Source organism: Acinetobacter sp. NIPH 542 (assembly GCF_000369825.1).
In the GTDB taxonomy this organism is placed as follows: Bacteria; Pseudomonadota; Gammaproteobacteria; order Pseudomonadales; family Moraxellaceae; genus Acinetobacter; species Acinetobacter oleivorans.
Genome location: NZ_KB850204.1, coordinates 22,350 through 36,673, shown reverse-complemented (window position 1 = coordinate 36,673; position 14,324 = coordinate 22,350). Strand labels below are relative to the sequence as shown.

At 41.3% G+C, this 14,324-nt stretch carries 18 protein-coding genes; 12 read left to right on the top strand and 6 right to left on the bottom strand.

Annotation, left to right across the window (positions count from 1 at the left end; all coding sequences use genetic code 11):
• Positions 1 to 82 precede the first annotated feature (82 nt).
• Together F886_RS01200 and F886_RS01195 are read right to left on the bottom strand one after the other, a co-directional pair.
• Entirely contained in the window at positions 83 to 1,255 is a 1,173-nt protein-coding gene (locus tag F886_RS01200) for a PQQ-dependent sugar dehydrogenase (RefSeq protein WP_212749657.1), read from the bottom strand.
• Between the two features lie 108 nt (positions 1,256 to 1,363).
• A complete protein-coding gene (locus tag F886_RS01195; RefSeq protein WP_005300395.1) occupies positions 1,364 to 1,822 on the bottom strand; it encodes a YcgN family cysteine cluster protein in 459 nt (152 codons plus the stop codon).
• Positions 1,823 to 2,015: 193 nt separating this feature from the next.
• Between F886_RS01195 and F886_RS19555 the strand changes: the two genes are divergently transcribed.
• From F886_RS19555 to ahr, 8 genes are all read left to right on the top strand, one after another.
• The gene (locus F886_RS19555) at positions 2,016 to 2,174 is read left to right on the top strand and encodes a DUF1328 domain-containing protein (RefSeq protein ID WP_002053759.1); all 159 of its coding nucleotides are present in this window, start codon (positions 2,016 to 2,018) and stop codon (positions 2,172 to 2,174) included.
• A gap of 171 nt (positions 2,175 to 2,345) precedes the next feature.
• Complete coding sequence (locus tag F886_RS01185; RefSeq protein WP_005300392.1) at positions 2,346 to 3,083, top strand: dienelactone hydrolase family protein; 738 nt, start codon at positions 2,346 to 2,348, stop codon at positions 3,081 to 3,083.
• A 183-nt stretch (positions 3,084 to 3,266) separates the two neighbouring features.
• The gene (locus F886_RS01180; protein WP_005300389.1) at positions 3,267 to 3,629 is read left to right on the top strand and encodes an HIT family protein; all 363 of its coding nucleotides are present in this window, start codon (positions 3,267 to 3,269) and stop codon (positions 3,627 to 3,629) included.
• Positions 3,630 to 3,770: 141 nt separating this feature from the next.
• Entirely contained in the window at positions 3,771 to 4,805 is a 1,035-nt protein-coding gene (mutY, locus tag F886_RS01175) for an A/G-specific adenine glycosylase (RefSeq protein WP_005300387.1), read from the top strand.
• A 47-nt stretch (positions 4,806 to 4,852) separates the two neighbouring features.
• Positions 4,853 to 5,389, top strand: a complete 537-nt coding sequence (locus tag F886_RS01170; RefSeq protein WP_005300382.1) for a M23 family metallopeptidase — start codon at positions 4,853 to 4,855, stop codon at positions 5,387 to 5,389.
• A 9-nt stretch (positions 5,390 to 5,398) separates the two neighbouring features.
• Positions 5,399 to 5,644 carry a hypothetical protein gene (locus F886_RS01165; protein ID WP_001287364.1) on the top strand — a complete coding sequence of 82 codons (246 nt, stop codon included), beginning with the start codon at positions 5,399 to 5,401 and terminating at the stop codon, positions 5,642 to 5,644.
• Between the two features lie 30 nt (positions 5,645 to 5,674).
• The gene (locus F886_RS01160; protein ID WP_005300378.1) at positions 5,675 to 6,235 is read left to right on the top strand and encodes a DNA-3-methyladenine glycosylase I; all 561 of its coding nucleotides are present in this window, start codon (positions 5,675 to 5,677) and stop codon (positions 6,233 to 6,235) included.
• Between the two features lie 38 nt (positions 6,236 to 6,273).
• On the top strand, positions 6,274 to 7,302 hold the full coding sequence (ahr, locus tag F886_RS01155) for an NADPH-dependent aldehyde reductase Ahr (RefSeq protein WP_005300375.1): 1,029 nt from the start codon (positions 6,274 to 6,276) through the stop codon (positions 7,300 to 7,302).
• A 2-nt stretch (positions 7,303 to 7,304) separates the two neighbouring features.
• On the opposite strand, the gene F886_RS01150 is transcribed toward ahr, so the two are convergent.
• The gene (locus F886_RS01150) at positions 7,305 to 8,729 is read right to left on the bottom strand and encodes an aminotransferase-like domain-containing protein (RefSeq protein ID WP_005300371.1); all 1,425 of its coding nucleotides are present in this window, start codon (positions 8,727 to 8,729) and stop codon (positions 7,305 to 7,307) included.
• A 90-nt stretch (positions 8,730 to 8,819) separates the two neighbouring features.
• Here F886_RS01150 and F886_RS01145 point away from each other — a divergent pair, with 90 nt between their 5' ends.
• Complete coding sequence (locus F886_RS01145) at positions 8,820 to 9,194, top strand: hypothetical protein (protein WP_005300368.1); 375 nt, start codon at positions 8,820 to 8,822, stop codon at positions 9,192 to 9,194.
• Here the strand turns inward: F886_RS01145 and F886_RS01140 are convergent.
• Positions 9,178 to 10,080, bottom strand: a complete 903-nt coding sequence (locus F886_RS01140) for a LysR family transcriptional regulator (RefSeq protein WP_005300365.1) — start codon at positions 10,078 to 10,080, stop codon at positions 9,178 to 9,180. The two genes, F886_RS01145 and F886_RS01140, sit on opposite strands and share 17 nt — an antisense overlap.
• Positions 10,081 to 10,200: 120 nt before the next feature.
• On the opposite strand from F886_RS01140, the gene dkgB reads away from it, so the two are divergent.
• Together dkgB and F886_RS01130 are read left to right on the top strand one after the other, a co-directional pair.
• Complete coding sequence (gene dkgB / locus F886_RS01135) at positions 10,201 to 11,004, top strand: 2,5-didehydrogluconate reductase DkgB (protein ID WP_005300363.1); 804 nt, start codon at positions 10,201 to 10,203, stop codon at positions 11,002 to 11,004.
• 4 nt (positions 11,005 to 11,008) lie between these two features.
• Positions 11,009 to 12,199: an MFS transporter gene (locus F886_RS01130; RefSeq protein WP_005300360.1), complete on the top strand. Its 1,191-nt coding sequence runs from the start codon at positions 11,009 to 11,011 to the stop codon at positions 12,197 to 12,199.
• Positions 12,200 to 12,239: 40 nt separating this feature from the next.
• Here F886_RS01130 and F886_RS01125 read toward each other — a convergent pair whose 3' ends face one another.
• Together F886_RS01125 and dapB are read right to left on the bottom strand one after the other, a co-directional pair.
• Positions 12,240 to 12,893, bottom strand: a complete 654-nt coding sequence (locus F886_RS01125) for an START domain-containing protein (protein ID WP_005300357.1) — start codon at positions 12,891 to 12,893, stop codon at positions 12,240 to 12,242.
• A gap of 50 nt (positions 12,894 to 12,943) precedes the next feature.
• Positions 12,944 to 13,765 (bottom strand): 4-hydroxy-tetrahydrodipicolinate reductase, encoded by an 822-nt coding sequence (dapB, locus tag F886_RS01120; protein WP_005300354.1) that lies wholly within the window; start codon positions 13,763 to 13,765, stop codon positions 12,944 to 12,946.
• 183 nt (positions 13,766 to 13,948) lie between these two features.
• Here dapB and F886_RS01115 point away from each other — a divergent pair, with 183 nt between their 5' ends.
• The gene (locus tag F886_RS01115; RefSeq protein ID WP_005300352.1) at positions 13,949 to 14,308 is read left to right on the top strand and encodes a hypothetical protein; all 360 of its coding nucleotides are present in this window, start codon (positions 13,949 to 13,951) and stop codon (positions 14,306 to 14,308) included.
• Positions 14,309 to 14,324 lie beyond the last annotated feature (16 nt).

Sequence of the window (14,324 nt, the reverse complement as noted above, 5' to 3'; positions counted from 1 at the left end):
TTTCACTATAGTCTATTGTGTCTCACAGAAATCTACAATTTGAATCTATGAGACACGTCCGTTATTTATAGGCTGGTTCACATTAAGAGGGTTTCTTACTTAGCTTCAGTAAACGCGCATTTGAGCCGTCTTCAATCACCCAAATCGAGCCATCTTGGGCTTCATGTAATCCACGAATACGTTTTTTCATACCTAATCTTTGCACTTCTTTCACGGGTTTATGCTCTAAATCCACCACAATAATTGCTTCTGAAGATAGTCCGCCAATTAACGCCTTATTTTTCCATGCAGGAAATTGTTGTCCCTGATAAATGATTAGGCTCGACGGAGAGATTACGGGAGTCCAGTCAATTTCTGGTGCTTTAAATTCTGGACGAGTGTGATGGTCTGGAATAGGTTGGCCCGAATAATGGTCTCCATTTGAAACGATTGGATAACCATAATTTTCACCTTTTACGATGATATTAAGCTCATCACCACCTTTAGGCCCCATTTCCACCACCCAGAGCTGTCCTTGGCGGTCAAAAGCCATACCTAATGGATTTCGGTGTCCAAGCGACCATATTTCAGCAGTGACCCCACCTTGCTTATAAAAAGGGTTATCTACAACTGTCGAACCATCCTCATTTAAACGCAAGATTTTACCCAAGTTACTTTTCATGTTTTGAGCAGGGTCAAACTTTTGTCTCTCACCTGAACTAACCCAAAGCTTACCATCTGCCCCAAAAAGCATGCGATGTCCATAATGGCCTTGTCCTGAAACTTTAGGTACTTGCTGCCAAATCTGCTTTATATCGGTAAGTTTTGGCTGATTGGGGTTAGATAAATCTAATTTCGCACGCGAAATCACTGCCCCTGATCCGCCTTGCCCTTTTGTAGCGTAGCTGAGATAAACCCAATGATTCTTAGCAAAGTCAGGATGCAAAATAACATCTCCTAAACCACCCTGTCCCCCATAGTTCACTGCTGGAACGCCTTGAACATCCAAGATTTGTTTATTTTTAGGGTTAAAAATTTTTAATTTACCTTGCCGTTCAGTGACTAATAAACGCTGATCAGGCAAGCTGGTCAAAGCCCAAGGTTCATTGAATTGAGCAAATATTTCAGTTTGATAAGGTTGTTTAGTTAAGGCGGTCTGCTCTGTTTTTGCAGACGTATTTTGTTCAAGTTTTTTTGAATTTGTATTATTAGACCCACAAGCCATCAACAAAAAAAAGCTACTACATAATAAGGGGGTTGCTAATCGTCTCATCACTCTTATCTCCTTTTGTTTTTATTGTTATATAACGGAGATGAGCAAAAAATTTACGAGAAAATGTTACTTTATAATACGTTGTAATTAAAAATGCCCATCATGAGCATATTAACGCACCCATCGTACGACATAATCTTCAAGATCATCTTCATGGACATCAACTTCTGAAAGACAACGTCCAGCAACTGACTTTTTCGCCTTAACGACGCTTTGTCTCGAACCTGTATTTAAATAATGCCAAGAAGGTAGATTTTTACCTTCATTCAAGCGCTTATAGGCACAGCTCGATGGTAACCAATGAATTGTTTTTAAAGACTCTGGGGTTAATTGCAAACAGTCAGGCACTTGCTGCTGACGATTTGGATAATTGGTACAACGTCCTGTATCACAATCGAGTAACTTACAGGCCACTTTGGTATAAGCCACCTCATGGGTATCTTCATCTTCAAGCTTGACCAAACAGCATAAACCACACCCATCGCATAAAGCTTCCCACTCAATTTGAGTGAGTTGCTCTAATGGATAGTTTTTCCAGAAGAGTGGTCGAAGTGAGGTCTCGGTAGACATAATGTTTTAACAGCTGATGAGATGAAACAGTGACTAAGTATAACATTGAAGTCGTCTGTACGAAAAAAGAAGCTGTATTCCTAGCATCACAAAATGATTGTTTAATATACATTTCAACCACATAAACGACACATTCGGTGCAAAAAACAAGCTATATAGTTAAACAACAATGAAAAAATAAGGAGAACAGCATATGTTCCGTTGGGCTATAATTTTTGCAGTGATTGCACTCATTGCCAGTCTATTAGGGTTTGGTGGTGTTGCAGGACTATCTAAAGACTTTGCCGTGATTTTATTAGTTGTGGCTGTAATTCTCGCTGTAATTGGGTTCATTTCCCGAGGCAGAACGTAACTTAATCATGATCACCTAAAAAGAAGGAACTGGTTTCCTTCTTTTTTTATTGCTTGAAGATTTCTCTCTTTTGTTTTGATGTAGATTCTTACACAGTTATTTATATTAGTTTTATCTTTTTATGCTTTAATCAAGCGTGTTTAAATCTCTTTAAATTTCAGGATTAAGGTTATGAGTACAGCAATTAAAACCCGTGAAATTCAATATACTGCACCAGATGGAAGCCATTTAATTGGTTACTTTGCGGCTCCAGATAGTGAAACACCTGTTGCGGGTGTAATTGTTGGTCCTGAGTGGTGGGGTCGTAATGAATATACGGAACAACGTGCACGCGAGCTTGCTGAACATGGCTATGCTGCGCTTGCAATTGATATGTATGGCGATAAAAAAGTAACTTCGACTGCCGCTCAAGCCTATGAATGGATGATGCAGACATTTGAAAATTTAGATACGGTTACTGACCGTGCCAATGCAGCGCTTCAAACTCTAGCGGCCCAACCAGAAGTAAATAGTGAAAAACTTGCTGCAATTGGTTTCTGCTATGGTGGCAAAGTTGTATTAGACCTTGCTCGCTCAGGTGCACCACTTAAATCAATTATAACGTTCCATGCTACATTAGCTCCGAAAGCACCTGCTCAAAAAGGCAACATTCAAGGTGAAGTTTTAGTACTACATGGTGAACTAGACAGCATGGTCACCTTAGAAGATGTTGCTAATTTTGAAAAAGAGATGCAAGCTGCTGAGGTTAAACATGAAGTAGTGGTTTTAGAAGGTGCTAAACATGGCTTTAGTAACCCGCTTGCAGATGAAAAAGCTAAAGCGAACGGTGTAGACCTTGGCTACAATAGCGAAGCGGAAAAACAGGGCCTTGCTAAAATGTACGCGTTGTTAGATCGTACTTTAAAATAAAAGAAGCCAATTTGGAGCAAATGTTTTTTCGCATTTGCTCCCTTAAATGTTTATGACTTTGCAATATTTTTACTGTATTTTTTAAACCATACTTCAATAACTATACTCCCGTTGAGCTAGAGCAAAGCCTAGTCTTATTTCCCGCACTCGGGGTTTAATGGAATAACATGAGAGGATACAACAATGACTGACAAGAAATGTCCGTATTGCGAATTTGATGAATATGACATCATTGATAAGAATGAATTTGCTGTAATTTTGCCTGATTCTAATCCGCTATCTAAAGGCCACTGTGTGGTAACGCCACTACGCCATGTTCGTTCTTTTTTTGATATTACTTCTAAAGAACATCAAGGCTTGCTTACACTTCTTGAAATTGCTCGCCACGAAACACAGCTTCGCCATCAACCAGACGGTTTCCATATTGGCTTCAATGATGGTGAAGTGTTCGGACAAAATTCTGATCATTTCCACATTCATGTCATTCCGTACTACAAAAACCAGCCGTTGAAACTTGACCAACGTTGGGGTGTACAAAAGGATTAGTCCTTTTTATACATGAAGCAGAGGTTACTCATTATTAGGTAATCTCTGTTTTAACATACTCTCGCTGTTCGCCTGCTTTAAACAAAATTTCATCTAAATTTCAGCTATAATTTAGCCCTTACTTCTCTTCTATAGCTGTTCATGCCTGAATTTTCTTTTTCTGATGCCCTTTTAAACTGGTTCGATCAACATGGTCGTCACGATTTGCCTTGGCAAGTTGCAGATGATCCATACAAAGTTTGGGTTTCTGAAATTATGTTGCAGCAGACTCAGGTGAAAACGGTTCTGCAATATTTTGACCGCTTTATGGAGCGCTTCCCAACTGTAGAGACATTAGGTCATGCAACTTGGGATGAAGTAGCGCCTTATTGGGCGGGTCTGGGCTATTACGCTCGTGCACGCAATTTGCATAAAGCTGCTGGCCTTGTCACTCAGCAAGGCAAGTTTCCTGAAACACTAGAAGAATGGATTGCACTACCCGGCATTGGTCCCTCTACCGCAGGTGCACTCATGTCTTTGGGTCTACGTCAGTACGGCGTCATTATGGATGGCAACGTGAAACGTGTCTTAGCCCGTTTCTTTGCCATTGAAGATGATTTAAGCAAACCACAGCACGAACGTGAAATGTGGAAACTCGCTGAAGAGCTTTGCCCGACACATCGTAACCATGACTACACGCAAGCGATTATGGACTTGGGTGCAACCATTTGTACGCCTAAAAAACCGCTTTGTTTATATTGTCCAATGCAAGAACATTGCAAAGCTTATCAGCAAGGTTTAGAACAAGAATTACCTTTTAAGAAACCGAAAAAAACACCGCCTGTTAGAACAGCAGATGTTCTTATCATCCAGTGCGAAGATGAATGGTTCTGGCAACAACGCCAAGCCCATGGTCTATGGGGTGGTTTATTCTGCTTACCTATTTTAGAAAATGAACATGAGCGACTGAGCTTAAGCCAGCAATTTAAATTACATCCTCAACCGCAAACTTTTCAGATCAGTCATAGCTTCACTCACTTCACATGGTTACTTAATGCTCACATGTTCCACGTGGAACCTGATCAAAAAGAACATCTGTCAATTGAACTTGAAGGCCAATGGTTGAGCCCAGAACAAGCTATTGCTAAAGGTGTACCAACCGCCATGAAAAAATTGATCTCGACAAGCCGTTCGTGACATAGTGAGCAAAATAATTTTGATATGACTGTGACAGGGAGTATTTTGTGCGACGTTTTGTTTCTCATTTCTCACTTGGTTTTCTGATTATCCTATTGGCGGCCTGTGCCAGTGCACCTAAAAAACCTGCCCCACTTCCACCTGCTCAAGTTAATAAACTTAAAAGTATGCAGCTTCCAAATCGACTGCCTGTACCAGTGAAAGGTGTCGATCGAGATGAGTTAAAAGACACATGGGGAGCTGCTCGCAGTCAAGGTCGTAGTCACGAAGGAATTGATATTTTGGCTCCACGTGGAACCAAAGTGTACAGTGCAACCGAAGGACTGGTTGCAGATCTTCGCAATAATAACTTAGGTGGCAAAGTCATCTGGATTTTAGGTCCAGCTGGAACATGGCATTATTATGCCCACCTTGATGACCACAAACGTGGCTTAAATGTGGGTGACTATGTCAAAAAAGGCGATCTAATTGGCTATGTCGGCAATACGGGCAATGCACGTTATACTTCACCTCATCTTCATTATGGTCTTTACCTAGATGGTAAAGGACGTGGTGCTGTTAATCCTTATTCATATTTACGCTAGGAACATTTTATGTCGGAAGCGCTGATCAATCGCTTAGTAGAGTTTGCCGAGTCTGGCAACCAGCAAAAGATCATTTTAAATGGCAATAGCTATCAAGGCTGGATCATGGAAATCAGTGATGATGCCCTGCTAATCAGTACCGGTTTTTCAGATAAAGTTGGTAAAGACTTTTGGCTAAAGTTTGAAGACTTAACTCAAGCTGAACTGTATTATTGGGATACTCGCCCAAATGAATGGGTGCTGTTTAAACTTTAAAATTCTAAGATAAATATAAGGAGCATTATCATGAAAACTCAACGTTGCGGATGGTGTTCCGACGATCCACTCTATATTGCCTACCATGATGAAGAATGGGGCAAACCGGAACATGACGAAGCACGTTTATTTGAAATGCTTTGCCTTGAAGGTCAGCAAGCTGGTTTATCTTGGATTACTGTACTGAAGAAAAGAGAAAGCTACCGTCAGCACTTTTTTAATCATCCGATTGCAGAAATTGCTTCATTCACAGATGATTTTTTAGAATTAAAATTATCCGATGCAGGCTTAATTCGCCACTTAGGCAAACTCAAAGCTATTCGTGATAATGCAATTGCTTGGCAAGCACTCAAAGCACAAGTCGGTGACGTTCCTAAATGGCTTTGGCAGTTTGTAGATGCAGCTCCACAACACAATGATGTTGTAGATTATCGTAAGGCTCCTGCACAAACTGAACTCAGCGTAAAACTTTCCAAGACTCTTAAAAAGAATGGCTTCAAATTTGTCGGCCCAACCACTTGCTATGCTTTTATGCAAGCAGTAGGCATGGTCGATGATCATGAAAACGATTGTCAATTTAAAGCTTCATAACCCACTCGAACGGTCCAAATCCGCTTAAGGAGTTTCCGATGAGCAATAATACGATTCAGGCTTATGCCGCAATGCAAGCAGGTGAAAAACTGGTTCCCTATCAATTTGATGCAGGTGAATTACAACCGCATCAGGTTGAGGTAAAAGTTGAATACTGTGGTTTATGCCATTCTGATGTTTCTGTTTTGAACAATGAATGGCGCTCAACTGTATACCCTGTGGTTGCGGGTCATGAAATTATTGGACGAATTGTTGCTTTGGGTTCAGAAGCCAAAGGTCTACAAATCGGGCAACGTGTCGGCATTGGCTGGACCGCGGAAAGTTGCCAAGCCTGCGATGAATGTATTGGTGGTCAGCAAGTACTTTGTACAGGCGGAAGTGTTGCAACAATCGTAGGACATGCGGGTGGTTTTGCCGATAAAGTCCGTGCAGGCTGGCAGTGGGCTATTCCCCTCCCTGAAGATTTAGACGCTGAAAGTGCTGGTCCTTTACTTTGTGGCGGAATTACCGTTTTTGACCCACTACTTAAACACAAAATTCAAGCAACACATCATGTCGGTGTGATTGGCATTGGTGGCTTAGGTCATATCGCCATTAAGCTACTCAAAGCATGGGGCTGTGAAATCACTGCTTTTAGTTCTAATCCTGATAAAACAGAAGAACTCAAAGCAATGGGAGCTGACCATGTCGTGAATAGCCGCGATACAGACGCGGTAAAAGCTCAAAAAGGTAAATTCGATTTATTGCTAAGTACCGTGAATGTGACTCTAAATTGGCCTGCTTTTATTGCAACACTGGCACCAAACGGAACCTTACATTTCTTAGGCCTTACGCTTGAGCCTGTTCCTGTTTCTGTTGGCTCTCTTATTGGTGGTGCTAAGTCAGTGACTGGTTCACCTACGGGCTCACCTGCTGCACTACGTCAGCTTTTAAAGTTTGCTGCACGCAAAAAAATTGCGCCTCAAATTGAGCTATTTCCAATGTCACAGCTTAATGAGGCAATTGAACGTCTACACTCAGGTCAGGCACGCTACCGCATTGTGTTGAAAGCAGACTTTGCAGAATAAAACTAACTCACGTTTTTCATCTGTTGTCGTGACCATTCCGCCAAGTCACTAATTGCTTGGCGGACATCTGCTGTTAATTCATGACCCGCATTTAAACGAATGAAGTGCCGATATCGTTCATCCTCACCAAAAACATGGCCCGGTACCACGGTAATTCCTTCAGCTTTCGCAGTGTAATAAAGCGCTAAGGTATCTACTTCCTTTGGTAATTGTATCCAAAGTGCGTAGCCCCCTTCTGGCTGACTTAACGCAATGGGAAGGCCGTCAAAGGCTCTTAAAATACAACTTCGATATTGCTCGACCTGCCGCATTAGATTTGGTCGTAGCTGCTCTAAATGCTCTCGATAACCACGGCTATAAATAAAATCAGCTAAGCCTAATTGTAGCGGTGTATTTACGCCAATATTACTTGCCAGTAGCTCTAGTTTTAAATGCTGTAGCTTTGAGCTTAAACAAAACCACCCCACCCGATATGCACTCGACAGCGACTTAGAAACTGATCCACACCAAATGACATAGCCTTCGCGGTCCCAATAGCGAATCGGTAGCGGGCGTTCGTTGCTGTAACCGCATTCACCAAAAATATCGTCTTCAATAATAAAGCACTGATACTTTGCAGCTAATTCAGCAATCTTTTGTTTTTCTGCATTACTTAAACAATATCCTAAAGGATTTTGATAGTTGGCTGTCATCAGGCAAACCTTCGCCAACCCCTGCTCCATCAATGATTCTAAACGTTCAAGATCAATGCCACGATGATGTGCTGGAATTTCAATAATCTGCCGTTTTAAACTTGCTAAAAGCTGTAGTTGTCCATTGAAAGTAGGTGTCGGAATTAAAATACTATCGCCTACTTCTGTTAGGTGCTGAATGACTAACGACAAAGCGGGGATGCAACCATTGGTAATAAAAATATCTTCCGTTGCAATGAAGATTCCGTCTTCGCGCCAATGATCAGAAAGTGCTTTTCTTAATTGCTCATGTCCTTGTTTATTACAATAGAGAAAGTCTTGTGGCTGACAATTTTTTAAAGCCCGTTGAATAGAACGACGTAAACCTTCTACCGGAATAAAATGCGGCGTCAACTGAATCGAACCCAACGGTACGAGATGGCTTTGTAAGGCGGCTTCTTGAATTTGGTTATGCAACTCTAAATTTGAGACTTGCCGAGGCAAAGACAAAAAGTCTGGGCTATCAGGAATAGGACTAGATTGACTACGAGCAACCACAAAATAACCTGATTTCGGCTTTACATAAATCAGTCCCCTCGCCTCAAGCAATTCATAGCAACTTTTTGCCGTGCTTAAGCTAATACTGTGCTGACGAGCGAAATCTCGTAATGAAATCAGCTTCTGATGAGGCTTGAGCTCATCTTGATAAATTCGATGTGCTAATTGATTGGCAAGAACCTGATATTGAAAAGTCATTCTGTGCTGCTTTTTTAAAAATTTCTGTATCTGTACTGGTTTATAGAACACCTTTACGCTATATAAATCAACTCAAAGAGTAGCAAGATCATGAAATTAAAAGCTATATTATTATTTACTATTGTTTTAGCAGGTTGCCAACCACAACCAAAAAACGAGCAGTATAGACATACGGTTTGCCAAAGCCTCATAGAAGGTTATTTAAAAATGACCAATCAACAAGACTATAAAATGGAGCAACGCACTGATGATGAGGCTGGTACGATTTCTCATTATCAATATAAGCGTAATAGCTCTAATGAAGTTGTGATGGTGAATTCGACTTATTCCAAATTATATTTTAGTTGTCGACAACAGCAAAAAAGCTATTTTCTGGCCCAGCATTCATCAGAGGGACAAATCACTCCAATTTTAGAAGTTCATTTTCCAACTGATGGTTATGCTACTTTTAGAGAGCGCTTTTAAAACCATCTTTTAACTGTTCTGCCAAAAATTCAATGAATAAACGGATTCGTTTTGGTAGATGCTCTTGTTGATAATACACAGCATGGATGCTTTGATATTGATGCTCAATTTGATCTTCGAATAATGCAATCAAGCGTCCTTCTTGAATATCTTTCCAAACTTCAAATTCAGATAGTCGTGCGATACCATGACCTCTAATCGTGAGTTGGCGTACCGTCTCACCGCTAGAAGCTTTAATATTTGCTTGTGCGAAAAAATATTCATCGCCGACTTTAATCGGCCAGCTATTAATATAGGCAGGTCTGGTAAAACCAATCAGGTCATGCTGTTCGAGTTGTTCAGGCTGTGTTGGTGTGCCCTTAATCGCTAGATATTCTGGGCTCGCAACAATAAATAAACGACTTTTACACACCAGTTTGGCATGCAGACTCGAATCATTAAGCTCCCCAAACCGAAATGCCACATCGGTTTTATGCTGCAATAGATCAATCACCTGATCATTACTATTTAACTCAATTTCAATATTTGGATAACACTCTCGAAACTTATGCATTAATGGGGCAATCACGTGTAAAACAAACGGCGTTGCTGAATCAATACGAATGAGTCCCGCAGTACCCTGATCAGATTTTTGTAGTTCTTCTTCAGCCGCATTTAGTTCATTTAAGATTTTACGGGCCTTTACCAGAAACTGTTGCCCTTCTTGAGTAAGTTTCAATTTACGTGTCGTTCGCTCTAACAAAGTCACATCTAACTTTGCTTCCAAGCGTGTTAAAGATCGACTAACTCCCGAAGGTGTTTGTTTTAAATGCTCTGCCGCCGCAACAAAAGAACCCGTATCAACGATTGCGATAAACGCGACGAGTTCTTCAATTGTTGATTTCATGTCTTATTCCATTATTGACTAATGATCAAAGATATTTTGCTTATTCATCTATTTTTTCGCAACAATAAAAAAAGCAAAATGCACATCAAGTTAAATGATTATTCAAATTTAGGTAAACACATGAATATTCCTCGTTTTGGTCTAGGTACTTTCCGTCTTAAAGAACAAGCAGTCATTGATTCTGTGAAAACTGCTTTAGACGTAGGTTACCGTGTAATTGATACTGCTCAAATTTATGACAATGAAGCAGCGATTGGTCAAGCCATTGCCGAAAGCGGTGTATCACGTCAGGACTTATTTCTAACCACAAAAATCTGGGTAGATAATTTTGCTCAAGATAAGTTCATTCCAAGCTTAAAAGAAAGCTTAGAAAAGCTTCGTACTGACCATGTCGATTTAACTTTGATTCATTGGCCAGCACCAGATTTAGGCGTTTCGATTCCTGAAATCATGAAGCTTTTACTTGAAGCGAAAGAACAAGGTCTTACTAAACAAATTGGTATTTCAAACTTCAATATTGAGCTTACCCAACAAGCGATTGACACAATTGGTGCTGAAAATATTGCAACTAATCAGATTGAGTTAAGCCCTTATCTTCAAAACCATAAACTTGTAAATTTCTTACAAGAGAAGAATATTGATGTCACTTCATATATGACGCTTGCATACGGTAAAGTGCTTCAAGACCCAGTTTTAACTGAAATTGCAGCAGCTCATAAAGCAACGACAGCGCAAATTGCACTTGCATGGGCATTGCAACGTGGTTTTGCAGTTATTCCATCTTCGACTAAACGTGAAAACCTGATTAGCAACTTAAAAGCACAGGATATCGAGTTAACTTCAGCTGAAATGCAAATGATTGCCGAACTTGATCGTAACAGTCGTGAAGTTAGCCCAGAGCCATGGGCACCAGTTTGGGACTAAACTCATGAACACTCAATCAAATACGGCGTTCTCGTTATTGGCATTGGCAATTGGTGCCTTTGCCATTGGCACCACGGAATTCTCTCCAATGGGATTGTTGCCGAATATCGCTAATGATTTAGGGATTTCAATTCCAACGGCCGGAATGTTAATTACGGGCTATGCACTTGGCGTCATGCTAGGTGCCCCGTTCATGACCTTGTGGTTTGGTGGTTTTGCACGACGTAATGCGCTTATCTTTCTCATGGCGATCTTTACGGTAGGTAACCTGATAGCGGCATTTTCACCAAGCTATATGAGCTTATTAGGTGCGCGTCTCATCACAAGCCTTAACCATGGTGCTTTCTTCGGGATCGGTTCAGTTGTAGCAGCAAGCATTGTGCCCACACATAAACAGGCCAGTGCTGTAGCAACCATGTTTATGGGCTTAACCATTGCCAATATTGGTGGTGTACCGTTGGCAACATGGGTTGGGCAAAACATTGGCTGGCGTATGTCCTTCCTTGCGATTTCATTGCTTGGTGTGATTACTATGCTCGCTTTATGGAAAGCATTACCACAAGGTATGGTTGCCCAAAAACCGAATGTGAAAGCTGAGTTGAAAGTGTTGACGCGTGCCCCTGTAATACTTGCTCTACTTACCACCGTGCTTGGTGCAGGTGCAATGTTTACGCTCTATACCTATATTGCGCCAAGTTTGACTGAGTTTACACATGCTTCACCGACCTTCATTACGTTTATGCTGATGTTGATTGGTGTCGGTTTCTCTGTTGGTAACCATTTAGGCGGTCGCTTTGCAGATTTGTCTATTAACAAAACTCTGATTGGTTTCTTGGTTCTGTTAATTGTAATGATGGTGACTTTCCCAATCCTTGCACAAAGCCAGATTGGAGCAGCCATTGCATTAGTGATCTGGGGTGCTGCAACTTTTGCTTTAGTTCCACCATTACAAATGCGTGTAATGTCTGTCGCTCACGAAGCACCAGGCCTTGCCTCTTCAGTAAATATCGGTGCCTTTAACTTAGGTAACGCAGTTGGAGCAGCAGCAGGTGCATTAGTACTCGATTTAGGTTGGGGTTATAGCGCAGTATCATTTGCTGGTGCATTGCTAGCAGGGTTAGGTTTGTTATTGGTTTTATTCCAAATCAAACGCGAGAGTAGTCCCGCCCAAGCATTACAGCAGTGTTCAGATTAAAAAAAAAGCGCCTGATCTCAGGCGCTTTTTTTTAAGCTATTTATTTTAAAATTTCCGGTAACTTGGGTTGCTCGTAAATCGGACTCGTCACTTCCCGCTTCATTTTCAGCAACATCTGGTAAGGTTGCTGTTGAACAAACATATTTACGAAGCTCAGCGGAATCGCACCGGCTGGGTCAGCATAACCACTTGTGGTTACTTTAACTTTGTTATTCGCTAATTTCTGGAAGGTCCAGTCCCCTTCATAGCGTGTTAAACGCACGACATCAGGTTGTATCGGATAATTACTATTAATCGCCGTATTCTTAATGGTAATTAAGCCATTGGCTGCTTTACTCATTTTTCCTTTCACGACCACATCGCGATCTTTTAGAGGAAATGGAAAATCTAATAGCATATAGAGTGTGAATTCACCCTTTTTCTCATCTTGAGACAACATCTGAACCTTGCCCATATAAGGCACCCACTGATCGGCACGATTTACATCTAAAATCACCGCAACAGCGCGTTCAAGTGGCACATCAAAAGTCGTTTCAGCCTTATATTGAAAGACTGGATTATCAGTCTTTTGATAGGTCCAGACTTTAATATTATTACGGTCTAAGCTGAGTTTAGCTTTTTCCGTAGAAGCAGCCCCCGTCCAGAGGCTGCTTAAGCAAAGAAGAGTGGTCAAGGCAATTTGTTTTTTATTCATGTTCTGCTCTATCTTGTTTTTCTCGCTACACATGGAATACGGACAGGGTTTTAAACCTGTACGTCGTTCAATCCTAAAACATCTTTCATGTCATATTTACGCGCTTCACGGCCCACAACCCATGCAGCAGCTCGCACTGCACCAGAAGCAAAGTTCATACGATTCGTTGCTTTATGAGTCACTTCAACGCGCTCACCTTCACCAATGAACATCACAGTGTGCTCACCAACGATATCGCCACCACGAATGGTTTCAAAACCAATCGTTTGACGTTCACGTGGACCTGTGTGCCCTTCACGCCCATAAACAGCAACTTCTTTTAGGTTACGGCCTAAAGTATCTGCAATCGCTTCACCCATCATTAACGCTGTACCTGACGGCGCATCTACTTTATGACGGTGATGAGCTTCAATCACTTCAATATCTACTGTATCGCCAAATACTTTTGCTGCAAGCTCAAGTAACTTGATTGATACATTTACGCCAACAGAATAGTTCGCAGCGTAAACCACAGGTATATGGGTGGCAACTTCGTCTAACTCAGCTTTTTGCTCATCTGACATGCCCGTTGTCCCGATTACTATAGCTACCCCAGCTTCACGACATAGCTTTAGATGCTCAGATGTTGCAACAGGAGTAGAAAAGTCAATTACGACATCACAGTCTTTAAGAACCTCTGCCAAGCTTCCTGTAAGCTTCACTCCAATTGAACCCACTCCTGCAAGTTCCCCAGCATCAGCACCGATTAAAGTACTTTCTGGGCGTACAACGGCTGCTCCTAATTGATAGCCTGCTTGTTGAACTGCCTGAATAAGTATACGGCCCATACGACCGCCTGCACCTAAAATACCAATGCGTGGAGCTGCTGACATAATCCTTCCCAATCTTCTGTTTTACGTAATTTGTCTACTATATCAAAACTCTTTGCTCACGATAAAAAGTAAAAATTATTTTTTGAGATGAACTGAAATTTAATCTGTTTTCACAAAAGTTAAAGAATTGATCTGCACACTACGGGCTACGAATGAAAAAAAGATGACTATAAGGAGTTCAACATGCATTCGAGAATTATTGGCTTTACCTTGATGATGGGGATTATGAGTTCAATGGCATTTGCAGAGCCTGCAATCCAGCCAGGAGACACCTTAGAAAGCTTATCTAAAGCACGTATTACAACTAACGTAAGTACTCAAACAGCAACACCTACAGCTCAGACTGTAGCAACTGATGCCAACACTGACGTTAAAGTTGAAGATATTGACCCGATTATTGGCGAAACAGCAGCAGAGGCACCAAAAGTAGCTGTACAGGCAGAAGCAGTAGCTGCACCAGTAATCGAAAATGCTCCTACTCTTGCTTCTAGCGAACCGACTGTAAGTGTTAATGATATTGATGTTGCTCACCCTACAGAGTAAGCAGACGTAATTTTCT